The sequence below is a fragment of the Verrucomicrobiaceae bacterium genome (assembly GCA_016713035.1).
Classification (GTDB): Bacteria; Verrucomicrobiota; Verrucomicrobiia; order Verrucomicrobiales; family Verrucomicrobiaceae; genus Prosthecobacter.
Window position 1 is genome coordinate 465,399 of sequence record JADJPW010000002.1, and the last position, 25,551, is coordinate 490,949.

The following is a 25,551-nucleotide window of genomic DNA, read 5'->3' on the forward strand; positions in this document are numbered from 1 at the left end:
ACAGCGGTGTGAACGTCACCTCCCTGGGTGGCGATGTCAGCATCCGGCAAGCGGCTACTTTGAGCACGAATTCGGTAGAGTCCTCCCTACTCGCACAATGGAATAGCGAGATGCTGCTGCTGGGCACCGGCTCCAGCTCTGCTGCCGCCTATCAGCCCTGGTTACGACTCGCAGAGACGGATGTATCGGCCTTCCAGACCGTGAGCACGCTGATGCCAGGCACCCTGAAAGCCACCGCCTTCAGTGGCGATATCCAGCTCACGGGCCGCATGAATCTCTCACCCTCCGCCACCGGTACGCTCGAGCTACTGGCAGCCGGCGGAGTGCACGGACTTACTCCTAGGGGTATCCAGCTCCATCATCAATGGAAAACAGACCACCGTGTGGGCCTCAGCTACCGTCAATCTCTCAGATGCAAATCCGGCATCCATTCCCGGAGTTCTGGCACCCTTCGCCTTTTACCAGACATACTTTAACCCTGCTGCGCCTACTGCCGTGAACAATCTCGCAGCTCGTATCTCCACCTCCACATTCCTGGACTCCATCAACGCCGTCTTTGACGAGTCTGGCTCCACCAGCGGTGACTACGCCACCACGCAGACAAAGCAGCAGCTCCACGCACCTGGTGTGCTGCACGCCGCAGACACCTCCCCCGTGCGCATTTATGCCGGCGATGGAGATGTCTCCGGCCTTTCACTTTTCTCTGGAAAAGCAGCGAACATCCTTGCCCAGCAAGACATCACAGACATCTCCTTCTATATCCAAAATGTGCGTGATAGCGACCTCTCGCTCATCTCCAGCGGGCGAGACATCATCGCCTACAATGCCAGCTCTGCACTGCGCACTCAGGCCGTCACGGATGGAAATCTGCCCAGCTTTACCGAAAGGCCAAAATCCGGCGACATCCAGATCAGTGGCCCAGGTACATTGCAAGTGCTCTCCGGTCGCAATCTCGATCTCGGCACTGGCTCCAACAACTCCGACGGCACAGGCGTCGGCATCACCAGCATCGGCAACGGGCGCAATCCGTATCTGCCATTTGCAGGCGCGGACATCATCCTTTCAGCAGGCCTAGGAGCCACCTCGCAGGGGCTCGGAGGCAGCGGGCTGAATTTTGAAGGCCTCGTCACCCAGTTTAGCACACCCAGAAATCTGGCCAGCTTAGCTGAATTGCTCGGCGTGCCGTCTGTGAACATCAATGACCCCGCATTGACCGCCGAACAGCAAAAACAGCTCTCACTAGCACTCTTCTATGTCGCTCTGCGCAATGCTGGCCGTGACCGCAATGACCCAAATAGCCCAGACGCTGGCACCTATGCTGCTGGAGAGCTCGCCATCGACACGCTCATCCCTGGAGCACTCGACGGAAACATCCTCACCCAGGCCCGTGACATTCGCACTCGCAGCGGTGGTGATATCAGCATCCTCGCGCCAGGTGGCAGCCTTCAGTTAGCCTCCACCCTCATCGGTGAGACATTAGCACCTCCAGGCATCATTACCGAGGCTGGAGGAAATATTTCCGTCTTTGCACAGGATGATGTCAGCATCGGTATCGCTCGTATTTTCACCCTGCGCGGTGGTGACATCACGATTTGGTCAAGCGAAGGCGACATCGCCGCTGGCTCCTCTGCCAAAACCGTGCAATCCGCGCCACCGACACGTGTCTTGATCGATCCACAAAGCGCCAGCGTCGCCACGGACCTCGCCGGTCTGGCCACCGGTGGCGGCATCGGGGTTCTGGCGACAGTGGCAGGCGTGCGACCTGGCAATGTCGATCTCATCGCCCCGGTCGGCGCGGTGGATGCCGGTGACGCCGGCATCCGTGCCACCGGCAATCTGAACATCGCCGCCGCTCTCGTTTTAAATGCCGGCAACATCTCTGTCGGTGGCACCTCTGCTGGAGCCCCCTCCGCACCGAGCGTCGCTACGCCTTCGCCTCGGTGGATTGGCCAGCGCCGCCTCAGCCACAGCAGCTACCAACGGCAGCCCAGCCACTCAGCAGGCCGCACAACAACAAGACGATGCAGAAAATAAAGACACCGCTCCTTCCATCATCACCGTCGAAGTCCTCGGCTACGGCGGCGGCGATGGCAATGAGGATGAAGACGAGCGCAAACGTCGCAGCAGCGGGGCGGAGTAACGCTCTCCATCACTCGCACTACCCACACTCCCAAAATGGCTTTTGACTTCCAACCGCTCCATCAAAAACGCGTAGAGATGCAAGACTCAAAGCCTCCTTTGCTCGGCATCTTCAGCCGTTGGCTCTTTGCCATCGTCATCCTCGCTGTCGTGGGAGTCTTTTTCTGGACCCCGGCAAAAGAGGCCATCAAAAGCGCCATGGCACGCAGCTACGCAAAGGAATCCATTGCTGCCATGCATGCAGATGATTTCGGCTATGCCATCACTCAACTGCGTGACGCACGCTCCTATGCACCTGAGGAGCCTGCTGTGCTAGAAGCCATCATCGAGTACCTAAAGCTGGTCAAAGGTGATCCGCGTGAGATCGCCTACAACCTTCGCGTGCTCAGCGGAAAGCGCACCCTCACCAGTGAGGAACAAATACTCTATGCTGATAGCTTAGTGCGGAGTGGGCAGGCAGCCGAAGCACGCAAAACCTTCGATAAATTGCCAGCCGCAGACGCACAGAGTACGGTGGGCTAGCCGTCCTCGCACAGATACAGGGTGCTGAGGGCCAGAGAGGCTCTGCTGCTGCCACGGCACGCCAAGCTAGGCTTTTTGGATAAAACAACACCAGAGGCACGCATCGAAATAGCAGTCGAAAACAGCCGTAGCGCCTTTCCAGAGCTGCGGCAGAAATCTGGCAAGAACTCTGGGAGCTAGCACAGCTCGCTCCGCCCCTGGTATCGCTGCCATGCGGGCACTGATCAAAGACCCACGCCTATCCGCTGAGGATGCTGCACGCCTACTCACCCTCATCGAGCAGCATCCCCACGCGGAGCCCGCAGCCCGTCTAGAAGTCATCTCCACTCTCATGCGGCTGCTACCAGAGCAGCGAGAGGAATTTATTCGCCGTGAAGTCGCACGTTTTGAGTCGCGTGACCATGTGGGAGAGCGCGGCGGTCTGGTAGAATTAGCCGCATGGCTCGCAGAACATCATGCTTACACGGAACTCCACCGTCTCATTCCTCGGCACTTAGCACGCAGTTCCCGTGAGCTCTACACCGCGCTCGTCAAAGCTCTCGCGTCTGAGGGCCGCTGGCAGGACATGAAATCCCTACTTAATGAGGAGCGTCCACCCGTCTCGCCAACGCTCATCAAACTCTGGCTTGCTGATGCTGAGAGCCATTTACAGCCAGATGGCCGCGAAGCACGTCGCCAGATCCTTCTAGCTATCGACTGCGCACGCACCGCTCACGAAGCGGAGGAACTCGAGCTAGCCTCTGGTCTAGCAGAGCGTCTGGGCTGGACAGACATCGCGCTTCAAGCCGTGAAATACTTGCGGCCAGAGGCCCCACATCGCCAGGGTGATCTCCTATCGAGAGCACGCGGACTCGCCGCCCGGTCACAGGACACGCATTCTCTGTTGGAGATCACACGCGACCTGCTCGCACTTCATCCTGAAAGCACGCAGTATGCAGACGACCTCGCCTACCTCCGCCTCCTACTCGGCGAGGAGATGGAAATCGTCTCCCTGGGCGGCAAAAAACTCCCATCCTTCTACGCAGCGCTAAACGCCTATCGTTTAGGAGACGGCGCAGCTCTTCCTCAATTGCTCACCCATACATCCAATACCGAAGGCTTACCCGCTGGCCGCCGCGCTGTCCTGAGTGGTCTGCTGGCCAAAGCCGGTGAAACCGCCCGTGCCTTTCAGATCGCCGAAAAAGTGCCCGATGCGCTGCTGCTCGATGAAGAACGCGTGTTTCTAAAAATGGCACGTTGAGCTCAGAACGATCAGAAAACACTCGCACCGTGACGAAAGCGCCCCACGTCACTGCTCGCACAACAGCGCATAGGCTTCCATGCTCTGCGGATGGTCAAACAAACCTCCCTACCTATTGCCAAAGCAGCGCATGACTTCGTCTTTGGTCGAGTCCACAACTCCAACCTCATCTACAACTGCGCTTGGGAAGATCCGCGCATCGACCGCGAGCTGCTGCGGCTCGATTCGGCCAGCAAAGTCGTCATGATCACCAGTGCTGGCTGCAATGTCCTCGACTACCTCATCGACAATCCAGCAGAGATTCACGCGATCGACGTCAATTACCGCCAAAACGCCCTTTTTTGGAGCTGAAATGGCCCTTATTGCCCGTGACCACTATGACGACCTTTTCGAAATGTTCGGCATTGGCAGCCATCCGCAGTATAAATCAGTCTATGCTAGCGTTCGTCATGTTTTGAGCGAGCCCGCGCAGAAATTCTGGGACCGTCGCATCAGTTTCTTCGACCCAAAAGTCTCAAAAGTCCTTCTACTACCATGGCACCTCCGGCATCGCGGCTTGGGTCATGGGAAACTCTCTTTTTAGACTCAAACCGAACATCAAAAATTTTGCCCTAGCACTCCTCGATGCTCAATCCCTCGAAGACCAAACTGCTGCCTGGGAAAAAATCGAGAGCGAAGTCTGGACTGGCTTCATTGACTGGCTCGTCCGCCAGCCCGCGCTCATGACCCTTCTCGGGGTCCCGCGTCCTCAGATCAAGCTCATCCAAGACAGCCATCCCGGTGGCCTCAGCGGCTTTGTGAAAGATAAACTCCGTCATGTCTTCACGGAGCTGCCCATGGCGGACAACTACTTCTGGCGTGCCTACATCACCGGCAGCTACACCTTTACCTGCTGCCCGAATTATCTCCGTCGCATCTATCAGACTCAGCTTCGTGCTCGCCTGCCTCGGGTAAGCACCTGCACCACCACCATCTCCAATTTTCTCCGCGAGCATCCGGGCCAATACAGCCACTACATCCTGCTCGATCACCAGGACTGGCTCGCCGCGCACGACACCGCTGCCCTCCGTGAAGAATGGGAACTCATTTTTTAACAATAGCCGCCCAGGAACCAAAATCCTCATGCGCAGCGCCGGTTTGGATGTCGATTTCATCCCCGCAGACATCCGCGCACGTCTCTGCTTCCACCCTGAGCTGACTACCAAGCTACACACCCTAGACCGCGTAGGCACCTATGGTAGCACCCACTTTGCTGAAGTCCTCCCATGACCTCGACCGCGCCTCAGCAGGCCCTGCAAAGCTACTACGCACTCCACGCCCGTATCTACGATGCCACGCGTTGGAGTTTCCTCTTTGGCCGTGAGAAAATCATTCGCCGCGCTGTAGGCTATATCAATCCGTATCGCATCCTTGAAGTCGGTTGCGGCACCGGACGTAACCTCCGCAGCCTCCAGAACTTCTTTCCTGAGGCCAAAATCACGGGGCTCGATCTCAGCGCCGACATGCTGCGCATCGCAAAAACCAAAACGGAAGGCATTCACTTCATTCAGCGTGCCTACGATACACCAGTGGGCGGTTTTGACCTCATTCTCTGTTCATACGCCCTTAGCATGTTCAATCCTGGTTGGGAACGTGCCATCCAGACTGCCGCAGCAGACTTGAAACCTAGTGGCACCATCGCTGTCGTTGATTTCCACCACACCACTGTCGGCTGGTTCGAGCGCTGGATGCTGCGCAACCACGTTCGTATGCAGGGCCACCTCTGGCCCCTCCTCAGGCAGTCCTTCACCCCGCTGTGTGATTCACTCCACCCCGCCTATGGCGGCCTTTGGCACTATGGCATGTTCATCGGGCGCAAATTGCCAGCATGAGCGCATGCCAATTCTTCAGCCTAATTGTTACATTTTCGCCACATGTGTCTTTTCCGTTGCACAGTGCGGCTCACTCCGGTCATCTCTCCCCTCCAGAACATGCAAGCCCTCATCACTTTCTCCAACGCACTCTCCGATCTCAATCGCCTTCGCATCCTCAGCCTCCTGCGGGATCACAAAGCGGATTTCGTCAGCCTGAGAGAAACGATCTCCATCTCCGAAGCGGACCTCGCCCAGCATGTCAAAATCCTTAGCGATGCAGGCCTACTCAAAGCGGATAAATCTGGCAAGCAGGCCAAAATCAAGCACAAGCACGCCGCTCTTCTCGAAAAGCTATTCACCCACTTCAAAATGAGCGCGAAGAAGAACGCCCAACTTCGTGCGGACCAAAAAAGCTGCGGCACCTCCACGATAAGAAAAACCAAGGCAGGTGTGGAAAGCTGGCAAAAAGCGGTGAAGAAAGCCCCTCAGACAAGAAAGCCGCCAAGAAAAGTAACTTCTTAAAGGACTCAATTGATCAATCAGCCCAAGCCCCAATGGGATCGAGCAGCCTGGGGTGGAATCGCCGCATAGTCGTGACGGAAACGTTTCCCGGCAAATCTTGGGCTCCTCCAAAGTGATGGCACTTTATGTGGTGGTTCGCCACTTCCACATGAAGACCAAGCTTCGCATCAAGACACTCATCATGTCCGACATCCATCTCGGCATGGCGGATTCAAAAGCTCTACAGGCAGCCCACATGCTACGGCACTGTATCTGTGACCAAATCATCCTCAATGGCGACATCATCGATGCATGGGCCTTAAAAACCTCCGGCAAATGGCGTTCGGATCACACGCACTTCATCCGCACGCTACTCAAGAAAATGGAGAAAGAAGGAACTGATGTCATTTATGTGCGTGGAAATCATGATGACATCCTGATAGCTTTACCCTTTAAAATGGCGGGACTAAGCATCGTTGATGAGCATATTCACGACTCACCAATGTGACGCTACCTCGTGGTACATGGAGACGGCTTTGACCATGTGACCACCAATCATGCCTGGCTCGCAAAGATCCGCCCCATCGGCTACGACGTACTACTCCGCCTCAATCGGCATTATAGCCGCTGGCGGCGCTGGCGCGGAAAAGAAGCATTTTCACTTAGCCGCTGGGTCAAGTCGCGGGTGAAGCAAGCCGTCGGCTTTGTCGGTCGCTATGAAGAGCAGCTACAAAACTTGGCCCGTTGGAAAAGATGCAATGGCATCATCTGTGGCCACATCCACACACCTGCGAATAAGCAGATCGGAGACATCCATTACCTGAATTCGGGCGACTGGGTCGAAAGTATGACCGCCATCATCGAGCACGACGACCATCGCTTTGAAGTGCTCGGCTATCATGACTTTTGCCTTCTGACTGGCCGACAAGCCAAAGGTTGCGAGCCCAGCTACTCCCTGCCAAAGCCCCTCCTCGCCCAGCGCTCCTCCTCCCAGCCCCAGAGCTACTCGCAGCCTGATTGGCTCCACAATAACCCAAGCACTATATACACCCGGAGAGGTCAATGAGGAGAATTGTTTCCCTGCTTTGATCCTGTGCAATCAGATGGCTCTTCTAATCGGGTAATCGAGTGATACCGATGGGTAAATAGAATCTAGCGTATGTTGTCGTAGCCAAACATTCAGCGAACTCAATTTCACGCCAAGATGGACGGCAATATCCTTGCGGTTAGCACCTTCGCGCATCATGCGACGAGCCTTTTCCACAAAGGCCGTTTTTCTAAAGTGGTATAAATGGCAGGGCGTGGCATAACAGGTAAAGATTGAGTTGAGCTAAGTACCTCAGCGACGGCGACGAAGAAACAATCCGCACAATCCGGCAAAAGCGAACAATGCTCGAGAAGGCTCTGGCGCGGCATATACGCCGATACCGGAACCGAGGCTGCCAGTGCCCTCGTAACCAGTGATCAGCAGCGCGGAGCCGGTGGGGCTTTGAGCGGCGGAGATGTACACCATGCTTTCTGGTGAGATGAGGCCATCCGCCTGACTGTTGATGTAGCTGACAAACGTCGGGTTGTTCGGATCTGTGATGTCATAGACCATGAGGCCGTTCTGACGCTCCATGCCGACGAAAGCGAGCATGTTGGAGCCAAACTGGCCGATGGTAAGTGCCTCGGGCTCGGGGCCTTTGTCATCAGAGCGAGTGTCCCACAGAGCTGGATTGCCGTTGTTCATGTTGAAGCGAGTTGGGTCAAGGTTGGCGAGGATGGTTTCGAAGTTCGTGCTGCCAGATTGGCCACTGTCCCAGACCCGGGCGCCTGTGTCGGCATTCCAGATGGTCATGGAGCGGGTGCCGATCATGACGGCTTCGTCGATTTTTCCATCGTTGTTGGTGTCGCCATTCAAGCGGGAGACATTGAGGCGACCCATGACGCTATTCGCACGCGAAGGATCGGCGGCCAGTGAAGTCGAGAGGCGGGTATTCAGGCTGTCGTTGCCTGAGGTGTCGCCAAAGCGGCTGATGTCGCGGTCATCGACGCGAGCATCACCTTCATTCACCGTGACGAGGTAGTTTGTGCCGCCGGAGGTGAAGGCCTTCACCGTATCCGGCATGGGCAGACCTTTCACTGTGTCATTGATGGCAATACTGGGTCCGTCTTGGTCGGATGCATCGATCGTTTGTGTGATGGTTCCCAGGTTGTTTACAGCCGTCCATTTGTTTGTGGTTAGGTCAAAGGTAGCGATGGCATTGTTTTCCTGAAGCGTGACATGCACTTTGTTGCCGAGCACGGCGGCGTATTCCGGCTCCATGCCTTTGTAGAAGTCGGGGTCCGAACCGGCGAGTGTGGTGAAATTTGGCACGGAACTGATGAAAGCACCGCTGGTGCCAAGCGCGGACACACTGGCATTGCGGATGCCTGCGAGTGAGACGCCAGTGTCTAGATTGGTGGCAGAGAAGTCAAAAGTACCGACGTTGCCATTGGAGAGTGCGGAGATGCCCGCAGCACTGGTGATGCTGCTGAGGTCGATGACGCTGATAGAGCCCGCTGCATTGCCGGTGGAGGATGGATTGGCCGCAAGCGGATTGAATTCGCCTTCATTGACGATGATGAGCTTCGATCCATCTGCGGAGAAAGGTGACGCTGTCGGGGTGAAAGCCTACATCCAGCGTGACGAGCGTGCGACTGCCGCCTGAAAAACCGCTGGTGAGATCAAAGAAGGCGATTTTCCCCTGCGTGGTCGTATTCGCCGTGGGGATGAGTGTGGCGACACCGAAGCCGCGATTCGCTGGGTCTGCAGCGACGCTGCTGATGCTGCTGATGTTCGCCGTAGCACCAAAAGTCCCGGAGTAGTCGATATAGGCACGCTCGCTGAGTGTGGCGTTGCTGGAGAGTGTCATGATCTGTATTCGAAGGCACTGGCACCACTATTTGCTACGGTGGCGAGCAGCGTGTTGTCCTGCGAGGTGTAGGAGACGACCTCAGAGCCTCCAGCGCGAGTGACATTGCCCTCGACGTAGGAGTTGAGCAGCGTGATGGCGTGCGATGATGAAGCTGCGGCGAGCAGGAGTGTGAGTGCGATGTGTTTCATGTGAGTTGCTGGATTGCCTATATGAAGCAGGACTCTTTTCTAGGCACTCGCGGCGAGGCGTCGAAACATCTGGGGCAACGATTTCGCCATGTGGCAATGATGTGACAGATGGCGTGTTGAGCGGCGTGACGGCCCGGCAAGAATCACGCGGCATGTCTAGCTACTCATCCTCTCGCCGTAGGTCTCGCCGTTCATTTTGGAAGAAGGCTTTAGCATGGTTGCTGATCGTCGTGCTGATTGGGACTGCATGGTCGGTTTGGAAGGTGATGGACCGAAGTGTGGCGTCTCGGAAAGAGCCAGAGATCGCATCACCTACGTCTAGGCCTAGCCCTACACCTCATCCAACGCCGACGAAGCCCGCGACGCAGAAGAATGCGCCCCCATTTGATCCTGAGAGTGTGATGATGCCGGAAGCAATGCGGAAGGAGTTTGATCAAGCCTCTGCCGTGCTGCGCAAGGCGCTAGGTGGCAACTCCATGGCGGCGATGGAGTCCTGCGTGCGCCATCCTGAGCTGACGATGCCGCGTGTGCGTGCCTCGCCTGCAACACGCGGCGTTTTGCCAGCGCAGCCAATAGAGATCGGGCCGAAATTTGGCGTGAGCGGAGATCTGCTGCTGACCACACTACGATTGAGAGATGGCACGCATAGGCCTGTGGCGATGGAAAAGAAAAAGGAGGGCTATTTGCTGGATTGGGAGAGCCTCACCGGCTGGGGGAGTCCACTTTCACTGAGCTGCTGACGCGACCGAATAGGCAAGTGGTGCTCATGCGGGTGATGTGCTCTCCCACGAGTGCGAAGGCTCCATTTGAAGATGCAGAGGTGTCTCACTCGTGCTGTCGCACCCTGCGGAGCAGACGACGCTGAGTGCCTATGTGCCTGCGGAGCTCTTGAAGGCCCATGCAGCAGGCAAGTCTCTAACTACCTCACGCAACACGCCCTTTACACTCCGCTTACTAACGGAGAAAGCCAGCGCCGAGCAAGGATGGGTGCGTGTGATGCAGATCATCTGCATCGGCTGGGTGACGGATGAGTGAGCTTATGTCACACGCAGTTGACAGAGGAACGAGCGCCGCGTGTGACACGAATGCCATGTGGCGATGAAGTAACCGCGAGGTTATTGAGCCCATCAATCGTGATGGCTACGACAGAAGGCATGAACCGCTCCACACTGCCTCAGACATGGATTCAGATGCATTGTTCTTCCCATCGTGCAGACGCACTCGTAGCAAACGACGCCAAGCTCCATGGGGCGCGGTAGCCGGCATTTTATCCTTCATCGTTTCTGTTTGGATGATTGTTCAAGTCCATGCGGTTTATAAGCAACGACAGTTACGCCGACTAAATGAGATATATGCCCCTCAGCACAGGAAATTGGCGGAGCCCCCGCCGGCACCTCCCGCAATGCGTGAGTCAGCACCCGCACTCACCCAGTTTCGCCTTGGCCAGAGCTATGCTGGCACACGCAGACCTTGAGGAAAACAATGCACGTCTCTATTACAGCAGCAGCCCCTCGCATACCCGTTTCAGCGAGTCGGGGCGTCCTCTGGGCTTTCCGAGATCAACATCCGGCCAGCTTTCCATTCTGGTCCCAGTGAGGGTGTTACGATATCTGTCACTACAGATCATCGCTAAAATACTCTCACCTCTCCAGTCTTGATTTTTCAATGGCTGGATGGTCGGGCTGGCGGGATTCGAACCCACGACCTCTTCGTCCCGAACGAAGCGCTCTACCAGGCTGAGCCACAGCCCGAATCGTTGATTTACAAGGCTTTGGGGTCGATTCGGAGACTCCAAAACCCTGCTGCTGCGTACTCTCTGCACGCAGCGAACGGAGGGTATTATGTGGGGATGAATCCTGATGGCAAGTCGATTCCTCGGGCTGGACACAGGCCGGAAAGACCCATGAGCAAAGTGGCATCATCCATTCAGTTTCCCGCCCGAGGAGCGTATGTTCTGGCAACTTCCCTCACCAACGCGCCCCATGTTCACCTTCACCGACAAAGCTGCCGTCACCACCTGCGATGGCGTCACACGCCGCGATTTCATCACCGCTGGTGCTTTGAGCGCCATCGGGCTCACGATGCCGGGTTTCGCCAAACTGAGGGCGGAAGGCAAAGTGGATGCCAAAAAGAGCAACAAGGCCTGCATCATGATTTTCAATCTCGGTGCGCCGAGCCAGCAGGACCTCTGGGACATGAAGCCGGATGCGCCGAGCGAGATTCGCGGGCCGTTCAAACCGATCCGCACGAAGAGCAATGCCTTCGAGATCTCCGAGATCCTGCCGCTGCACGCGAAGATCGCGGACAAATTCAGCCTCGTGCGCTCCTGCTACCACACAGCCGCGGCGGTGCATGATACCGGGCATCAGATGATGCAGACGGGCCGTCTTTTCACCGGTGGTGTGAATACCCCGCACGTCGGCAGCGCTTTGGAGTTCCTCCAAGGCCGCCGCAGCGATCTGCCGGCTCATATCATCCTGCCAGAGTCGATGGGCCCCACCGGTGGCAACATGCCGCATGGCCAGGACGCGGGCTTCCTCGGCAAGGCGTATGATCCTTTCGTCCTAAACGCAAATCCGTCCGAAAAGGACTTCAAGGTGCCCGATTTGCTCCCGCCGAAGGAAATCAGCGAGGTGCGGATGGAGCGCCGCCGCGAAATGCGCGAGCTGGTGGACAGCAGCGTGCGGAATTTCGAATACAGCGAGCAGGCGAAGCTCATGGACAGCAATTTCGAGTCCGCCTACCGCATCATGACCAGCACGCAGGCCCGCGAGGCCTTCGATCTCACGAAGGAGCCGCTCAAAGTGCGCGAGCGCTACGGTTTGAACCGCTTCGGCCAGAGCTGCCTGCTCGCGCGTCGCCTCGTCGAGCGCGGCGTGCGCTTCGTCACCGTGAACACCTTCATCACCGTGTTTGGCGAGATCACCTGGGACATCCACGGCTCCAAGCCCTTCACCAGCATCGAAGGCATGCGCGACATCGTCGCGCCGATGTATGACCAGGGTTACAGCGCCCTCATCGAGGACCTTTTCCAGCGCGGCATGCTCGACGACACCATGGTCACCTGCCTCGCCGAATTCGGCCGCACGCCGAAGATTAACCCTGCCGGTGGTCGCGATCACTGGCCAAATTGCTGGACCGTGAACTTCGCCGGCGGCGGCGTCAAAGGCGGCGAAGTCATCGGCAAGTCCGACGACATCGGCGGCTACCCCACCGAACGCCCCGTCGCCCCGAAGGAAATCGTCGCCACCATCTACCAAGCCCTCGGCGTCGATCTCCACACCGAGCTACCGGGCCCGCAGGGCAGACCGTACCCCGTAGTCGATTTCGGCACTCAAGCGATCAAGGAGCTGTTTGCGTAAACCTGGAGCGCGGACGCCCTCGTCCGCAAAAGTCAGCGTATTTGATTCATCATGCCTCGTCATCTCATCTTGCTTGCCCTCGCTTCGCTCTTCTTCCAATCGAAGACACTAGCTGATGGCTTGCCGTATCACACGAGTGATTCAGGCAAACGAGCCATGATAGGTGACTTCGTTGCTCTCACGATCTCACAGTCTCAGATCGTAGAAATCAGCAAAACGGGCGTGATCTCGTTCGACGAACAACAGTTGAAGAAGCTCCATGTATTCTACCCTACATTTCCAGCAAAAGCTGGGGTCGCTTCATCAACATTTAATGACAATCTCGAACGTTTTGAAGCAAACGTGGATGTCATTTGGTGGTATGCGGATGAGGTTCGAATTCCTCTTGTGGCTTCACGAACCAAGATGCCGATTGGAATGCCCAATCAGAAAGCTTGGACTCCGGAAAGTCAGGTTCTGACTCGACTAGCTCCGGATGGCACGCCGTATCAAAACGGTAAAGAGACCAGCTATCTCGATGTTTTGGCTGCGATTGATGCATTGGCGGCCAAGGCCAGCACGAACCCGAATGAGCGACACTCAATGTGTGTCATCGTGCCGCCTCCTCATCGCGGTTGGGCGGAGGCGAATGCGAAGATTGTGAAGCAACTCGGGCTGGAAAGCACAGACCTCGATCCCAACAAAGTCATCCCACGCATTTACGAGTTTCTCAAAACCTACGCTCACGCCAAAGGCATTGGACTTTCCAAGTGCTGGTAACCTCATATGAACCGTCTCTGCTTTATTTTTGCTCTCTTTGCTGCCGTTTCGTCGTTCGCCGCCGAAGCGCCATCCTTCCGCAATACCATCCAGCCCATCCTCACGCGCTACGGCTGTGCAATGGGTGCGTGTCATGGGGCGGCGGCGGGGCAGGGGGGCTTCCGGCTTTCTCTGCGTGGGTTCGATGACGAGGGCGACTGGCTTTCGATCACGCGGAGTGCGAATGGACGCCGTCTCACGCTGGAAGATCCGGCGCGGAGTTTGTTTTTGCTCAAAGCGGTCAAAGCGGTGCCGCACAAGGGTGACAAGCGCTTTGAGGTGAACTCGGTGGAATACAAAGCCATTGCCGATTGGATCGCGGCGGGGGCACCGGGGCCGCAGGCGGATGATCCACGCATTGTGTCGCTCAGCGTGGCGGAGCCGCATCTCGTCACGCAGGCGGGGAAGAGCGTGCAGCTCAAAGTGACCGCGAAATTCAGCGACGGACAAAGCGAGGACGTGACGCGCTGGTGCAAATACAACGCTACCAATGCTAGCGTGGCCACGGTGGATGATGCGGGCCTCATCAAAATCACCGGCAGCGGCGAGGCTACCGTCAGCGCTTGGTATTTGAGCCTTTTGAGTGTCACCACCGTCACGGTGCCGAATCCGGGCAAAGTGGATACAGAGGCGTTTGCGGCCCTGAAGCCTCGCAATTTCATTGATGAGCATGTTTTGACGAAACTACGCGAGCTGAACATCCCGCCGTCGGGTCGTGCGAGCGATGCGGAGTTCATCCGACGTGCGTTTCTCGACACGATCGGCGTTTTGCCCTCGCCAGACGAGGCGAAGGTGTTCCTCACGGACAAAGCGGCGAACAAACGCGACCACCTTATTGACGCGTTGCTCAAAAGGCCGGAATTCGTCGATTACTGGTCGCACCGATGGAGTGACCTGTTTCTCGTCAATGGTGACAAACTCATGCCGGAGGCCATGTGGGCTTATTATAATTGGATCCGCCGCCACGTCGCCGCGAATACGCCGTGGGACGCCATGGTGCGTGATCTGCTCACCGCCACTGGCAGCACGCTGGAGCACGGCGGAGGCAATTTCTTCGTCCTCAACGACGAGCCGACCAAATGTGCCGAAACCGTCAGTGTAGCCTTCATGGGCACCTCCATTGCTTGTGCGAAGTGTCACAACCACCCGATGGAAAAGTGGACCTACGATCAATACTACGCCTTCGCGAATCTCTTCGCCCGTGTGAGGAGCAAAAACGGCACGCAGGCAAATGAACGCGTGCTTTTCAGCGACACGCAGGGTGATCTCGTCGCGCCACTGACTGGCAAACCGCAGCCGCCCCGTCCGCTTGATGCCGTGCAGTCCGTCTCGATGACCTCCACCGAGGATCGCCGCATCACGCTCGCGAAATGGCTGACCGGCGCGGATAATAAGCTCTTTCAACGCGCCATCGTGAACCGCGTGTGGGCGAACTTTTTCGGCAGCGGACTCGTCGAGGCCGTCGATGACCTCCGAGTTACCAATCCCGCTAGCAACGAGCCGCTCTTCGCCGCCGCATGCGAGCACCTGGTGAAGCAAAAGTTCGATCTGAAGGCCCTCATGCGCACCATCCTGCAAAGCGAGACCTACCAGCGCAGCAGCATCACGCAGCCGGAGAACATCACCGACCTCCGCTACGGCTCGCACTACGTTCCGCGCCGTCTGAAGGCCGAGGTGCTGCTCGACACCGTGTCGCAGGTCACCGCCGCGCCCACCACCTTCAAAATCGACCGCCGCAACGCCAACCGCGGCACCGCCGACGCCTACCCCATGGGCTTCCGCGCCCTGCAACTGCCCGACAGCAACATCGCCAGCTACTTCCTCAAAAGTTTCGGCCGCGCCGACCGCGTCGCCACCTGCGAATGCGAGCGCACGAACGAACCCAGCATGGCTCAGGCTCTCCACATCGCGAATGGCGAGACGTTAAACACCAAGCTCGCCCAAAAGGACAACCGCCTCGATGCGCTGCTCACTAGCAAGCAGCCCGATGCGAAGATCATCGAAGAAGCCTACCTCCTCACCCTCACCCGCGCCCCCACCGACCGCGAGCTCGAAAAAGCCACCGCCCTGCTCACCAGCGCCAAACCCGAAGACCGCCGCACCACGCTGGAGGATCTGTTTTGGGGCCTGATGAGCTCGAAGGAGTTTTTGTTTAATCACTGAGCCATGAGCCTTCTTGACCTTGAGCAAGCCGTTCAGCAGGTGGACTCCAAAGAGTCCTTCTTGGATTTCGTCAGCATGCTTGTTGCTGATTGGGAGAAGTCGCAGTCAATCGAAGAGACGACACCATCCTCTCCATACGGCTCAAATGCTCTTGGTTGGGAAAATCCAAAGCTTGGGCGGGGGGGGCGCGCGAATTTCACCGCCCTGGCGCTCGTTCGCCGGGGGGCGCGCAGCCAAAATTTACGAATGAACCCATGAAACGCCCAACAGCCTGATAGGTCCATCGAAACGGGGGGGGGGGGCGGGGGGGCGGACAGGGGGGGGGGGGGGGGGGGGGGTCTCCTGGCTTTGTTTAATCACTGAGGCTGCTTGGGGCCTGCGGTTTTGGTGGAGGGTGGAGCTCGCTTGGGGGTGCTCCAGGCTCCGCGGTGGGCGTGGCGGGCTTCGTCTTCGAGTTTTTTGAGGTGGAGCTCGTATTGATTGGGGGTGCTGCCATCTGGGGCGTAGCTGCCTTTGCCGTGGATGCGGGCGAGTCCTGCGCGGACGAGTTTTTCACCGAGGTGCTCACCGTCGTGGCAGATGACGTAGGCGTAGTAGCGCTCGGACTCAAAGACATGCTCCCAGCGTGTCTGGAGCTGGAAGTCGCCGCTGGTGAGCCATTTTTCTGTGAATTCGCGGGCCTGCTGACCGAGGGCGAGCGTCTGCGGGATGCTGAGGCCGCCGAAGTAGGAGGCTTGATCTTTGAGCCGTCCGGCGACGAGTCGGTACTCGCGCTTTTCGGCACAATCGACAAAGTAGAGGCGGAAGGTGTGCTCGCCGCCTTCATGGGCGATGCGGAAGCTGTCGCCGTCATTCGCCCCATCGGTGGTGACGAGGCGCGGAGAGCGGAGTGTCTGGATCTTGACCGTGTACTCAGGTGGAGGGGCAGGCTCCGATGGCGGTGGATCGAGCCATTCCCAGGTCTGCACCAGCAGGATAATGAGGAGGATGAGCCCCCAGACGATGCGGCTGATCCATTTTTCCCATTTCATGTGCCACGGCGGTTGCCGAAGAGTTCGATGTGCATGCGTGGGCAGTAGCGCCAGCCGTTTTGCATGCAGACCTGGACGATCCACTGCTGGCGTGAGCGCAGCGACTCGGTGCTGATGCCTTCGGGCATGAGTAGAATGCGGTCGGGCGGGAGCGGCAGGTCGATCTCGGTCAGGAGTGACTGGATCTCGGCAATGTCGGGATCGCTGCTGGCGACGAATTTGAGCTGAAAATCGTATTGAGAGCACCAATCCCGCAAAACGGCGGGTTGAAGGCGCAGGCGCTCATGTTTCTCCACCCAGGCGGCGCCGGCGCGGTCGGTGCTGGGGGTGGAGTGGGCCAGTTTTGGGCTCAGGGAGGCCAAATCGCATGCCACACCGCCCGGAGCGATGGTGCCGGCAGTCTCGATGGTGATGTGCAGGCCCGCGTTTTTTAAGGCGGTGAGCAAATCTGGCATCTGGCGTGCGATCATGGGCTCTCCACCGGTGACGACGACATGCCGCGTGCTGCTGTGCTGGCGGACGACGGCCAAAATCTGCTCCAGACTCATCTCCGTGCCCTCTGGCTGCCAGGAGGCATAGGGCGTGTCACACCAGCTACAGCGTAAATTGCAGCCAGAGGTGCGGATGAAGACAGAGGGCACTCCGGCGAGGATGCCCTCGCCCTGGATGGAGTGGAAGATTTCTGAGATGAGCATGGGGGCGCTTAGGCCAGCGAGGCGCTGTCATAGACCACCACGCGTTCCCACAGGGTTTTGCAGGTATCGACGAAGCGCTTGTGGTCTGGGCAGTCCTTTTGATAAAAGTCGTGATCGGCCATGGTTTTGAAGCCCAGGGAGATGGAGTAGCTGTAGGAGTGGTCCGTGACGGGGCGCTTCTCTGTGGCGGCAGGTTTCCCTGCGAAGCCGCTGGCGAGGTAGCTGATCTGCGGCAGCCGGGCGAGTTCGGCTTCGAAGGTGGCGATTTGATCGGCGCTGAGGCCGGGTTTGAGCCAAAAATAGACGTTGTGGAGCATAGCGGCCGATTGGTAGGCGGCAGAAAAGTTTCGTGCAATTGCTAATGATGGCGGTTTGCATACGTTTAAATCACCACGGAGCCGCTCCAACGGCACCCTACGCAACGGATGATGGCCCCACTGGGAACGACTCAAACTCCGCGTTGCACTCACCGTGAACAATGCAAAACTAGTACCATCATGAATACCCCTATCCACCCCTTCCTCGCCTTTCCCATCGGCACCCCTGAAATGGTCGTCATCGCCGTTTTGGTGTTGGTGCTCTTCGGTGCAAAAAAACTGCCCACCTTTGCCCGCAGCCTGGGCAAGAGCATGGGTGAGTTCAAAAGCGCCCGCATGGAGTTCGAGCGTGAGCTGCAAAATGCCCAAATCGAGGCCGAAACGCCGAAAGTCACCGCTCCTCAAGAAAAGCGCCAGCCAGTGGCCAATGTGGACGTTTGATCTGCGCCTTACGACCACTCATGAAACGCATTTCAATCACGCGGCGGGCTCTGTGGCCCGCCGTTTTTCTTTTCACCGCTGCTCTGACGCATGCGCAGGAGTCGAAGCCCGACGGATTCGTCTTCTGCTCCTACAACGTGAAGAATTGGCTCACCATGGATCGCTTTGATCCTGAGAAAAAGCAGACCATGCCCGGCGAGCCCAAGCCCGAGGATGAAAAAGTCCGCGTGGTGAAGATCCTCGCCGCGATCAAGCCAGACGTGCTCGGTATCTGCGAGATCGGCACGGCAGACGATCTGGCGGATCTGCAAAAGCGGCTCAAGGCGGCAGGCATCGACCTACCCTATACCGAGATGGCCCACGGCGGGGATGAGACGCGGCGGCTGGCCTTGCTCTCCCGCTACGAGATCGTCAGTCGTGCCTCGCAGAAAGACCTCACCTACAAGCTAGGGGAGCTGACGCTGCCCTTCCAGCGTGGCATCCTGGACGCCACGGTGCGATTCAGGCCGGATTTTGACCTGCGCTTTCTCGGAGTGCATCTGAAGTCAAAACGCGAGATCCCGGAGGCCGATCAGGCCGCGATGCGCCGTGCAGAGGCACGTCTGTTGCGCAAGCACATGGACAGCATCTTTGCCGCAGAGCCAAAAGCGCGACTCCTAGCCTACGGTGACTTCAACGAGCACCGCAACGAGCCCGCGATCGATACCATCATGGGTGACCGCCAGAGTGATAGCGCCATGCTGGATGTACAGCTCCGCGATGTCGATGGTGAGGTCTGGACGCACTTTTGGGACTCCGCAGATGCCTATGCGCGGCTGGATTACTTTTTCTCCAGTCGGCTGCTGCGTCCGCACCTCGACTACCGGAAGAGTTTTATCTATTCCGCCCGTGATTTCGATAAAGCCAGTGATCATCGCCCTATCGTGCTAACCGTGAAATACGCTCCATGGGAGGAGCGGAAGGGGAAATGAAGGTGCCGTAGGTCTGCTGGGAGATTTCTACCGCTTTTGGCCGATCTTGCAGCCCTGCGCCGGATTCTGAGGCTGGGGTGCAGGTTTGGCCGCGAGAAGGGCATCGATGGCATCGCGTAGATCACGCGTGGTGGCGGCTCGTTGGCGCTTGGTGGGGCCCAGGTAGAGATCGTTGATCCGGCCCTGGTAGAACGTCTTGCCCCCGCTGCCTGTGAGGACTGCCTCTGGTGTGATGGTGGCCTGGAGCTGGTGGGTGAGTTTTTGCTCGGCATCGAGCAGCACGGGCGATTTGAATTCACTGATCGTCGCATGCTCGATCGCCACGTCTCGTGTGACCTCTGGGTCGCACTCGATGATGTAGAGGCTGAGCTTCCCCTCGTAGTCGGCAGCGACTTGATTGATCTCCTTCACAAAAGCCTTCGTGGTGGAGCAAAAGGGCGAGACAAAGAGGAAAAGCTCCGGTTTGGCGGCTTTTTCACTCAGCAGGACATGCGTAGAGCCATCGATAGCCGTGAGTGTGATCTCCGCACGGGCGAGGAGGGAGGAGCAGGCAAGGAGGAGGAAAAGCAAGCGCATGTTCAAGGAGTCGGGGGCTTCACATACATGCTAGCGCTGCTGGGGACACTAGCACGGGCAGCCTTTCCCGTGAGGAGGGTCTTATTCGTGAGGCGGCAGGACATGTAACCGACGAAAATCTCCGCCCGCATCTCCACTGGCAGGCGCTCCGCATCATCGCTAACCCAGATGGTGGCGGTCTTCATTTTCTTGTAGCTGGAGAGGGAGAGATTATCGCGGTCGATTTTACGGATCTGCACGCCCAGCTTGATGCAGGGTTGAGCTTTGCCGCCGATTTTGATGCTTTCGCGTCCTTGGACCTCAAAGGTGGTGAGGTAGGGCTTGTCCCAGGGCTGTACGACGCGGGTGATCTTGTCGCCGTTCGCCAGTGGGAGGCTGCGGACGTAGAGGATGGTGCAAAGCAGGTCCTCGACCGGCGAAAAGGCGAGCGTGGTGGTGCCCGTGCTGGCTGTGCCGCTGCGGGGCAGGGTAGTGGACTCGGTGATCACGCGTCGCGGCTGGAAGGAGACGCGGTAGCGACAGGTCTCGCTGCGGTCCGTCTCGCTATGCTGCATGAAGACAGGCTTCAGCGAATTCTTGCTGATGATGGACGACATGGTGCAGTCATAAGCCCACAGGGTGCGGGCAAAGCCGGTGCTACTAGCCTGGGCACTAGCACGCCAGTAGGAGGAGCCGGCCTCCTGGATCGTGATGCGGGCAGTGCCGGCCTTCAGCGTATTTTTCCAGCCCAACTCATATTCCAAAACACAAGCAGGAACCTGAAGCGGCCCTGCTGATGTCCGGGTGAGAGAGGAGGTCCAGGACTGGGCACTCGCTGCGGTAGCGAGTAGGCAGAACGCCAACTGACAAAGGCCGATGGGCGAAGGACGGAAAAGCGATGCGATCATGGAGGTGGGGGCGTCTTGGATCACAAACGGCAGGTTTTCATTCATTTCCGCTTTTGTTTTTCGGCACGGAGCTGGCCACAACCCGCCGCTACATCGATCCCGCGCCGCTGGCGGATGGTACAGGGATAGCCAGCCTCCTGGAGAATGCGGTGAAAGGCATCTGCGGCGCTATCAGGGCTCTCGGTGCCAGAGTAGCCCGCCGTTTCGTTGAGCGGAATCAGATTCACATGTGCATCCAGGCCACGTAGCAGCTCTGCGACGCGGTGAGCATGGTCCGGCGTGTCATTGACACCCTGGATCAATGTCCATGCGAAAAAGATACGGCGTCCAGTTTTCGCATTGTAGAAGCGGCAGACATCCATCAGCACCGGGAGAGGCCATTTGGTATTCGCAGGCACGATGGCGCTGCGTTCCTCATCCGTCGCAGCATGGAGAGACACCGCGAGGTTGTAGGGCCTGTTCTCCTCCGCTAGGCGCAGGATGCCCGGCACCACACCGACAGTGCTGATGCTGACCTTGGATGGCCCGAGATTGATCCCGCTGGTGTGCGTGATGATGTCTAGCGCGGTCATGACCGCGTCGTAGTTGTGCAAAGGCTCCCCCATGCCCATAAAGACGAGATTGCGCAGTTTTTGCCCCGTCCCGGCCAAAACCCGCCGCGCATGGTGCACCTGCGCCACGATCTCCCCAGGCCGCAGATGCCGCACAAACCCCATCTGCCCAGTGGCACAAAAAACACAGCCCATCGCGCATCCGGCCTGCGTGCTGATGCAGGCCGTGTGGCGGCCCTGATAGCCCATGATCACGGTTTCGATCTCCTGGCCATCCGTGAGCCGCAGCAGGGCCTTTCGCGTGAGTCCATCGCTACTCGGGATGTCACTAGCGATAGGCAGCACATCGAGCGACCACTCATTTTCACCCAAAACACGCTCTAGCCACCGCCGCAGCGGCGGGGATAGGTCTGCACGCTGGAGCGGCTCCGCCATGGAGCGGAAGTGCAGCGTATTCCACAGCGCCTTCCCATGCACCGCAGCCAACCCCGCCTCCGCGATGACGGCGGCGAGCTGTGCGTGAGTGAGATCGTGCAGCGAGGGCATTGGGGTGGGGAATGAAAAGCGAATGATCGAGTAGCACTCTCCGTGCAGGTGGCGCAAGCCTGGTGAGCACCATCAAAGCAATGCAGCCCCCGCGAAAAAGAGAGCCACTTTCTGCGCTGTCGGCCTGCCTATCCAAAGTCCGTAGCCGATCGGCAGCCCCAAGAATCCCAAATTGAGATTTAAACCGCCTTTGCACCACGCCGACAGCATCTCCATCACCGAGCCAACTGCTGCTGCAATCAATAGAGCACCTGCGATGCAAATGTGGCGTGGTGGGAATCTATTCATGGGTGAAGTGCCTTACTTCACCAAATCAAAGCCGATTTTCTCATCGAGCCAATCGCGGAGTTTTTCGAGGCCAAGGCCAGTCTGGGCGGAGATGGGGTGCAGTTTGATGCGTTTGAAGCGCTCTTTGAGCCTCGCGAGGTTTTCGGCGGACTCGGGGAGGTCGCATTTGTTGGCGAGGATGCACCAGGGGCGTTTGGCGAGCTCTTTGGAGTAGAGGGTGACCTCTGCGCGGACGGTTTCGAGGTCGGTGATGGGATCGCGGCCTTCACTGCCTGCGGTATCGACGACAAAGAGCAGAACGCGGCAGCGCATGATGTGACGTAGGAAGTCGTGCCCGAGGCCGATGTTTTGGTGAGCTCCCTCGATGAGTCCAGGGATGTCGGCCATCGTGCCACGCCGATAGGGGCCGAACTCGATGACGCCGACCATGGGCTGGAGCGTGGTGAAGGGGTAGTTCGCGATCTTGGGCTTTGCGGCGCTGAGCTTGGAGAGGAGCGTGGATTTGCCAGCGTTCGGGGCACCGACGAGACCTGCATCTGCGATGCTGCGTAGCTCAAAGTGGTAGCGCCCTTCCTCGCCAGGGGTGCCTGGGGTGAACTCACGCGGGGCCTGATGGGTGCTGGTTTTGAAATGGATGTTGCCTTTGCCGCCCTTGCCGCCTTTGCAGAGGACAAAATGCTCGCCAGTGGCGGTGAGGTCGGCCACGGGCTCGTAGCGCAGGGTCTGCTCGCCCGTTTCGGCGTCTTCTTCCTCTATGATGCGGCTGATGACGGTGCCGGGTGGGACTTTAAAGATGATGTCCTTGGCGCTGCGACCGGTACATTGATTGCCGCCACCTGTTTGGCCGTCTTGGGCGATGAGTTTGGGATTGAAGACGTAATTGCGCAGGGAGTCGGTGCTGGGATCGACTTCGAGGATGACGCTGCCCCCTCGTCCACCATCGCCGCCGTCTGGGCCTCCTTTGGGGCGAAATTTACCACGGTGGAAGTGGACGGAGCCGTCGCCGCCTTTACCGGCGCGGGCGTAGATTTTGATCTGGTCGATGAACATGGGGCGAAAAAGTGGCCACAGGCGGGGCTGCGGCAGGGTATTTGGTCCAACTTGGCAATTTCCGTTTGCGCGTTGGGAGGTCGCATCTACTATCGCGGCCCACCAAAGGCAAGGAGCGGTAGTTCAGTTGGTTAGAACGCCAGCCTGTCACGTTGGAGGTCGCGGGTTCGAGCCCCGTCCGCTCCGCCATTTGGATGGTCCACTGCCCACAGAGGCATCTGGGCCTGGGAAAGACCCCTCATCGCAGCACGACGCGGCAGGGGGCACCATCTGCCCCAGCGATTTTCAGAGGGAGGCAGATCATGTCATAGCTACCCGGCCGGATCTGGGACAGATCGAGCCCCTCGATGACCCAAATGCCCGCGCCGAGCATGATGCGGTGTGTTTCCACCACATCCTTGCCATAGCCTCCGATGCTGAGGTAATCCACGCCCACCGTCATCACGCCCATGTCGGCGAGGTGCTGTGCCGCGTCTGCACGGATGGAGATGAAGTCCTTATCAAACTCCTTCATCGCCCAGCTCCGCGTGGAGTTGCGGGTTTTGAAAAGCACCCGTTGTCCACGCTGAAAGGGCAGCTTTTCCACGTCCTTGAGCGTGATCTGGTCCTCGCAGGCGAACTCGATCACGCGGCAGCGCCCGATCACCGCCTCCAGGGGCATCTGCTCCATCGTCGAACCATCTGCGATGAAATGCCGTGGCGCATCCATGTGCGTGGCAGTGTGGGCACTGAGGCTGAGGTGCGTGAGATTACACACCGCGCCTTTTTCCATTTCATGCACACGGGTGATGCGGCACTCGGGATCACCGGGCCAGTGGACCATTTGGTCATGCAGTGTGACGGTGACATCTTTCCAGGGGCGCTTCATGGGGGGGGAGGTGAAATAGGGGTTATTCGGCCATACGGCTCAACTAGGCCACTTATCACCCCAAAAACTGCTTTGCGCCCATGGCGCATTCGCCATTCTGCGCACCTCCTTTTCCGCTCATGCCCAAATACATCCTCACCATCGGTCTCGAAGTCCACGCGCAGCTCACCACTCGCAGCAAGATGTTCTGCGCATGCCCAGTCGAGTACGGTGCCGAGCCGAACACCCACACCTGCCCCACTTGCCTGGGCCTGCCGGGGGCGCTGCCGGTCCTGAATAAGGCAGCTATTGAAAAAACCCTCCTCACCGGGCTCATGCTCGGCTGCACCACGCCCGAGACGGTGAAGTGGGATCGCAAAAACTACTTCTACCCCGACATGCCGAAAAACTACCAGATCAGCCAGTTTGATCTGCCGCTCTGCATCGGTGGTGGCGTGCCTCTTTATGACCTGAGCTACCCCAAAGATGCCCAAAAGACCATCGCCAACCCTGGCAAGGTCGTAAAGCTCACCCGCATCCATTTAGAAGAAGACGTGGCCAAATCCACTCACCACGAAAAATTCACCACCATCGACTTCAACCGTGCTGGCACGCCGCTCATGGAAATCGTCAGCGATCCAGACATCGACAGCGCAGAGGAGGCTGTGGCCTACCTCAGCAGCCTGCGCCAGATCCTGCTCTATGGTGGCGTCAGTGATGCGGACATGGAAAAGGGCCAGATGCGCTGTGACGTGAACATTTCTGTCCGTCCAGAGGGCCAAACAGAACTCGGCTCCAAGATCGAGCTCAAAAACATCAATTCCATGTCCGCCGTCCGCCGTGCCATCAAATACGAGACGGAGCGCCAGATCGACTGCCTCGAGCGTGGTGAAAAGCTCATCCAGAGCACCCGACGCTGGGATGATGACTGTGGTGAGACCACGCTCATGCGCACCAAAGAGGACGCCCATGACTACCGCTACTTCCCAGATCCTGATCTGCTGCCTGTGCGCACCGCAGACCTCCTCGCGAGCGTGCGCCCCCAGGTGCCCGAGCTCCCGCATGAGAAGCGCAGCCGCTTCGAGCGTGAGTACGGCTGCTCCGCCTATGACGCCAGCGTCTTGAGCAGTGAGCAAGCACTCGCCGCCTGGTATGAAAGCGCCGTCGCCGCAGACACAGCCGTCCCGGCCAAAAAAATCGCCAACTGGGTCATCAACGACCTCCTCGGTGCCCTCAATGATCGCAGCCTCAGCATCACCGAGTGCCCCATCCAGCCCACAGCACTCAGCGCCCTCGTTTCCACCGTCGAATCCGGCAAAATCAGCAACAATCAGGCGAAGGAAGTCTTTGCCGAGATGCTCGATACCGGCAAACCCGCCGCCGAGATCATCAAAGCCAAAGGCTTCGAGCAAGTCAGCGACACGGGAGCCCTGGAAGCCATCGTCGAGCAAATCCTCGCCGCCAATCCGGACAAAGTCGCCGAGGTCAAAGGCGGCAATGAGAAAGCCATGAACTGGTTCACCGGTCAGGCCATGAAGGCCAGCCAAGGCAAAGCAAACCCCAAGATGGTCACCGAAATCGTGCGAAAAAAAGTCCTCGGGTGATTTCCTCCTGGGGGAGCATTTGCTCCTTAAAAGATGCGATCACAGGAGCTGCCAGTTTCTGCTCGCAGGGCTCGTATGGGC

General features: G+C 58.2%; 25 protein-coding genes, 2 tRNA genes and 3 pseudogenes. 18 read left to right on the plus strand and 12 right to left on the minus strand.

Going from position 1 to position 25,551, the window contains the following annotated elements; translation table 11 throughout:
- Nucleotides 1-8 precede the first annotated feature (8 nt).
- From IPK32_08985 to IPK32_09020, 8 genes and pseudogenes are all read left to right on the plus strand, one after another.
- Nucleotides 9-476, plus strand: coding sequence for a hypothetical protein (locus tag IPK32_08985; protein ID MBK8092101.1), 468 nt, complete (start codon nucleotides 9-11; stop codon nucleotides 474-476).
- A 19-nt stretch (nucleotides 477-495) separates the two neighbouring features.
- Nucleotides 496-2,034: a filamentous hemagglutinin family protein gene (locus tag IPK32_08990; protein MBK8092102.1), complete on the plus strand. Its 1,539-nt coding sequence runs from the start codon at nucleotides 496-498 to the stop codon at nucleotides 2,032-2,034.
- Between the two features lie 183 nt (nucleotides 2,035-2,217).
- Entirely contained in the window at nucleotides 2,218-2,661 is a 444-nt protein-coding gene (locus IPK32_08995) for a hypothetical protein (protein MBK8092103.1), read from the plus strand.
- A gap of 211 nt (nucleotides 2,662-2,872) precedes the next feature.
- On the plus strand, nucleotides 2,873-3,901 hold the full coding sequence (locus IPK32_09000; protein ID MBK8092104.1) for a hypothetical protein: 1,029 nt from the start codon (nucleotides 2,873-2,875) through the stop codon (nucleotides 3,899-3,901).
- Nucleotides 3,902-3,991: 90 nt separating this feature from the next.
- Nucleotides 3,992-5,170 (plus strand): annotated as a pseudogene (locus tag IPK32_09005) (BtaA family protein).
- Nucleotides 5,167-5,772, plus strand: coding sequence for a class I SAM-dependent methyltransferase (locus IPK32_09010; GenBank protein MBK8092105.1), 606 nt, complete (start codon nucleotides 5,167-5,169; stop codon nucleotides 5,770-5,772). Before IPK32_09005 ends, IPK32_09010 begins: the two are co-directional and overlap by 4 nt.
- 99 nt (nucleotides 5,773-5,871) lie before the next feature.
- Nucleotides 5,872-6,276 carry a winged helix-turn-helix transcriptional regulator gene (locus IPK32_09015; protein MBK8092106.1) on the plus strand — a complete coding sequence of 135 codons (405 nt, stop codon included), beginning with the start codon at nucleotides 5,872-5,874 and terminating at the stop codon, nucleotides 6,274-6,276.
- Nucleotides 6,277-6,424: 148 nt separating this feature from the next.
- Nucleotides 6,425-7,321 (plus strand): annotated as a pseudogene (locus IPK32_09020) (UDP-2,3-diacylglucosamine diphosphatase).
- A 273-nt stretch (nucleotides 7,322-7,594) separates the two neighbouring features.
- On the opposite strand, the gene IPK32_09025 reads toward IPK32_09020, so the two are convergent.
- Genes IPK32_09025 through IPK32_09035 form a run of 3 tightly spaced genes read right to left on the minus strand, consistent with a single transcriptional unit; the run spans nucleotide 7,595 to nucleotide 9,343 of the window.
- Nucleotides 7,595-8,863, minus strand: a complete 1,269-nt coding sequence (locus IPK32_09025; GenBank protein MBK8092107.1) for a hypothetical protein — start codon at nucleotides 8,861-8,863, stop codon at nucleotides 7,595-7,597.
- Nucleotides 8,850-9,152: a hypothetical protein gene (locus tag IPK32_09030; protein ID MBK8092108.1), complete on the minus strand. Its 303-nt coding sequence runs from the start codon at nucleotides 9,150-9,152 to the stop codon at nucleotides 8,850-8,852. The genes IPK32_09025 and IPK32_09030 overlap by 14 nt, the downstream gene beginning before the upstream one ends.
- Nucleotides 9,149-9,343 (minus strand): hypothetical protein, encoded by a 195-nt coding sequence (locus IPK32_09035; GenBank protein MBK8092109.1) that lies wholly within the window; start codon nucleotides 9,341-9,343, stop codon nucleotides 9,149-9,151. Before IPK32_09035 ends, IPK32_09030 begins: the two co-directional genes overlap by 4 nt.
- Nucleotides 9,344-9,744: 401 nt before the next feature.
- Here IPK32_09035 and IPK32_09040 point away from each other — a divergent pair, with 401 nt between their 5' ends.
- Together IPK32_09040 and IPK32_09045 are read left to right on the plus strand one after the other, a co-directional pair.
- Complete coding sequence (locus tag IPK32_09040; GenBank protein MBK8092110.1) at nucleotides 9,745-10,083, plus strand: hypothetical protein; 339 nt, start codon at nucleotides 9,745-9,747, stop codon at nucleotides 10,081-10,083.
- A gap of 91 nt (nucleotides 10,084-10,174) precedes the next feature.
- Entirely contained in the window at nucleotides 10,175-10,378 is a 204-nt protein-coding gene (locus tag IPK32_09045; GenBank protein MBK8092111.1) for a hypothetical protein, read from the plus strand.
- A 639-nt stretch (nucleotides 10,379-11,017) separates the two neighbouring features.
- On the opposite strand, the gene IPK32_09050 is transcribed toward IPK32_09045, so the two are convergent.
- Nucleotides 11,018-11,094, minus strand: a tRNA-Pro gene (locus tag IPK32_09050).
- Between the two features lie 231 nt (nucleotides 11,095-11,325).
- Between IPK32_09050 and IPK32_09055 the strand changes: the two genes are divergently transcribed.
- From IPK32_09055 to IPK32_09070, 4 genes and pseudogenes are all read left to right on the plus strand, one after another.
- Complete coding sequence (locus IPK32_09055; protein MBK8092112.1) at nucleotides 11,326-12,705, plus strand: DUF1501 domain-containing protein; 1,380 nt, start codon at nucleotides 11,326-11,328, stop codon at nucleotides 12,703-12,705.
- A gap of 51 nt (nucleotides 12,706-12,756) precedes the next feature.
- Nucleotides 12,757-13,464 carry a hypothetical protein gene (locus IPK32_09060; protein ID MBK8092113.1) on the plus strand — a complete coding sequence of 236 codons (708 nt, stop codon included), beginning with the start codon at nucleotides 12,757-12,759 and terminating at the stop codon, nucleotides 13,462-13,464.
- A 6-nt stretch (nucleotides 13,465-13,470) separates the two neighbouring features.
- Nucleotides 13,471-15,666, plus strand: a complete 2,196-nt coding sequence (locus tag IPK32_09065) for a DUF1553 domain-containing protein (GenBank protein MBK8092114.1) — start codon at nucleotides 13,471-13,473, stop codon at nucleotides 15,664-15,666.
- Nucleotides 15,667-15,669: 3 nt separating this feature from the next.
- Nucleotides 15,670-15,916, plus strand: a pseudogene (locus IPK32_09070) (hypothetical protein).
- 106 nt (nucleotides 15,917-16,022) lie between these two features.
- On the opposite strand, the gene IPK32_09075 reads toward IPK32_09070, so the two are convergent.
- The 3 genes from IPK32_09075 to IPK32_09085 are packed head-to-tail and all read right to left on the minus strand — an operon-like array spanning nucleotide 16,023 to nucleotide 17,709.
- Nucleotides 16,023-16,697: a thermonuclease family protein gene (locus IPK32_09075; GenBank protein ID MBK8092115.1), complete on the minus strand. Its 675-nt coding sequence runs from the start codon at nucleotides 16,695-16,697 to the stop codon at nucleotides 16,023-16,025.
- Complete coding sequence (locus IPK32_09080; protein MBK8092116.1) at nucleotides 16,694-17,392, minus strand: 7-carboxy-7-deazaguanine synthase QueE; 699 nt, start codon at nucleotides 17,390-17,392, stop codon at nucleotides 16,694-16,696. Before IPK32_09080 ends, IPK32_09075 begins: the two co-directional genes overlap by 4 nt.
- An 8-nt stretch (nucleotides 17,393-17,400) precedes the next feature.
- Complete coding sequence (locus tag IPK32_09085) at nucleotides 17,401-17,709, minus strand: Dabb family protein (protein MBK8092117.1); 309 nt, start codon at nucleotides 17,707-17,709, stop codon at nucleotides 17,401-17,403.
- Nucleotides 17,710-17,889: 180 nt separating this feature from the next.
- Between IPK32_09085 and tatA the strand changes: the two genes are divergently transcribed.
- Nucleotides 17,890-18,150, plus strand: coding sequence for a twin-arginine translocase TatA/TatE family subunit (gene tatA, locus IPK32_09090; GenBank protein MBK8092118.1), 261 nt, complete (start codon nucleotides 17,890-17,892; stop codon nucleotides 18,148-18,150).
- Between the two features lie 20 nt (nucleotides 18,151-18,170).
- Nucleotides 18,171-19,121 (plus strand): endonuclease/exonuclease/phosphatase family protein, encoded by a 951-nt coding sequence (locus IPK32_09095; GenBank protein ID MBK8092119.1) that lies wholly within the window; start codon nucleotides 18,171-18,173, stop codon nucleotides 19,119-19,121.
- A 27-nt stretch (nucleotides 19,122-19,148) separates the two neighbouring features.
- Here the strand turns inward: IPK32_09095 and IPK32_09100 are convergent, their stop codons facing one another.
- The 4 genes from IPK32_09100 to obgE all read right to left on the minus strand — a co-directional run bounded on the left by IPK32_09100 (nucleotide 19,149) and on the right by obgE (nucleotide 23,019).
- Entirely contained in the window at nucleotides 19,149-19,697 is a 549-nt protein-coding gene (locus tag IPK32_09100) for a hypothetical protein (GenBank protein ID MBK8092120.1), read from the minus strand.
- A 2-nt stretch (nucleotides 19,698-19,699) separates the two neighbouring features.
- Entirely contained in the window at nucleotides 19,700-20,629 is a 930-nt protein-coding gene (locus IPK32_09105; GenBank protein ID MBK8092121.1) for a DUF3108 domain-containing protein, read from the minus strand.
- On the minus strand, nucleotides 20,626-21,681 hold the full coding sequence (rlmN, locus tag IPK32_09110; protein ID MBK8092122.1) for a 23S rRNA (adenine(2503)-C(2))-methyltransferase RlmN: 1,056 nt from the start codon (nucleotides 21,679-21,681) through the stop codon (nucleotides 20,626-20,628). The genes IPK32_09105 and rlmN overlap by 4 nt, the downstream gene beginning before the upstream one ends.
- Before the next feature lie 300 nt (nucleotides 21,682-21,981).
- The gene (gene obgE / locus IPK32_09115) at nucleotides 21,982-23,019 is read right to left on the minus strand and encodes a GTPase ObgE (GenBank protein MBK8092123.1); all 1,038 of its coding nucleotides are present in this window, start codon (nucleotides 23,017-23,019) and stop codon (nucleotides 21,982-21,984) included.
- 112 nt (nucleotides 23,020-23,131) lie between these two features.
- On the opposite strand from obgE, the gene IPK32_09120 reads away from it, so the two are divergent.
- Nucleotides 23,132-23,208: transfer RNA gene (locus IPK32_09120), tRNA-Asp, on the plus strand.
- Nucleotides 23,209-23,257: 49 nt separating this feature from the next.
- Here the strand turns inward: IPK32_09120 and IPK32_09125 are convergent.
- A complete protein-coding gene (locus IPK32_09125; protein ID MBK8092124.1) occupies nucleotides 23,258-23,887 on the minus strand; it encodes a cyclase family protein in 630 nt (209 codons plus the stop codon).
- A gap of 119 nt (nucleotides 23,888-24,006) precedes the next feature.
- Between IPK32_09125 and gatB the strand changes: the two genes are divergently transcribed.
- A complete protein-coding gene (gene gatB / locus IPK32_09130; GenBank protein MBK8092125.1) occupies nucleotides 24,007-25,470 on the plus strand; it encodes an Asp-tRNA(Asn)/Glu-tRNA(Gln) amidotransferase subunit GatB in 1,464 nt (487 codons plus the stop codon).
- Nucleotides 25,471-25,551: the final 81 nt, after the last annotated feature.

Bases quoted from the DNA above. Each gene is read 5' to 3' on its own strand.
- IPK32_09095 (MBK8092119.1), top strand. From the start codon at position 18,171: ATGAAACGCATTTCAATCACGCGGCGGGCTCTGTGGCCCGCCGTTTTT.
- IPK32_09035 (MBK8092109.1), bottom strand. From the start codon at position 9,343: ATGAAACACATCGCACTCACACTCCTGCTCGCCGCAGCTTCATCATCG.
- IPK32_09015 (MBK8092106.1), top strand. From the start codon at position 5,872: ATGCAAGCCCTCATCACTTTCTCCAACGCACTCTCCGATCTCAATCGC.
- rlmN (MBK8092122.1), bottom strand. From the start codon at position 21,681: ATGCCCTCGCTGCACGATCTCACTCACGCACAGCTCGCCGCCGTCATC.
- IPK32_09030 (MBK8092108.1), bottom strand. From the start codon at position 9,152: ATGACACTCTCCAGCAACGCCACACTCAGCGAGCGTGCCTATATCGAC.
- IPK32_08995 (MBK8092103.1), top strand. From the start codon at position 2,218: ATGCAAGACTCAAAGCCTCCTTTGCTCGGCATCTTCAGCCGTTGGCTC.
- IPK32_09060 (MBK8092113.1), top strand. From the start codon at position 12,757: ATGCCTCGTCATCTCATCTTGCTTGCCCTCGCTTCGCTCTTCTTCCAA.
- IPK32_09075 (MBK8092115.1), bottom strand. From the start codon at position 16,697: ATGAAATGGGAAAAATGGATCAGCCGCATCGTCTGGGGGCTCATCCTC.
- IPK32_09010 (MBK8092105.1), top strand. From the start codon at position 5,167: ATGACCTCGACCGCGCCTCAGCAGGCCCTGCAAAGCTACTACGCACTC.
- gatB (MBK8092125.1), top strand. From the start codon at position 24,007: ATGCCCAAATACATCCTCACCATCGGTCTCGAAGTCCACGCGCAGCTC.
- IPK32_09055 (MBK8092112.1), top strand. From the start codon at position 11,326: ATGTTCACCTTCACCGACAAAGCTGCCGTCACCACCTGCGATGGCGTC.
- IPK32_09080 (MBK8092116.1), bottom strand. From the start codon at position 17,392: ATGCTCATCTCAGAAATCTTCCACTCCATCCAGGGCGAGGGCATCCTC.
- IPK32_09105 (MBK8092121.1), bottom strand. From the start codon at position 20,629: ATGAATGAAAACCTGCCGTTTGTGATCCAAGACGCCCCCACCTCCATG.
- tatA (MBK8092118.1), top strand. From the start codon at position 17,890: ATGAATACCCCTATCCACCCCTTCCTCGCCTTTCCCATCGGCACCCCT.
- IPK32_09000 (MBK8092104.1), top strand. From the start codon at position 2,873: ATGCGGGCACTGATCAAAGACCCACGCCTATCCGCTGAGGATGCTGCA.
- IPK32_09040 (MBK8092110.1), top strand. From the start codon at position 9,745: ATGATGCCGGAAGCAATGCGGAAGGAGTTTGATCAAGCCTCTGCCGTG.
- obgE (MBK8092123.1), bottom strand. From the start codon at position 23,019: ATGTTCATCGACCAGATCAAAATCTACGCCCGCGCCGGTAAAGGCGGC.
- IPK32_09065 (MBK8092114.1), top strand. From the start codon at position 13,471: ATGAACCGTCTCTGCTTTATTTTTGCTCTCTTTGCTGCCGTTTCGTCG.
- IPK32_09125 (MBK8092124.1), bottom strand. From the start codon at position 23,887: ATGAAGCGCCCCTGGAAAGATGTCACCGTCACACTGCATGACCAAATG.
- IPK32_09100 (MBK8092120.1), bottom strand. From the start codon at position 19,697: ATGCGCTTGCTTTTCCTCCTCCTTGCCTGCTCCTCCCTCCTCGCCCGT.
- IPK32_09085 (MBK8092117.1), bottom strand. From the start codon at position 17,709: ATGCTCCACAACGTCTATTTTTGGCTCAAACCCGGCCTCAGCGCCGAT.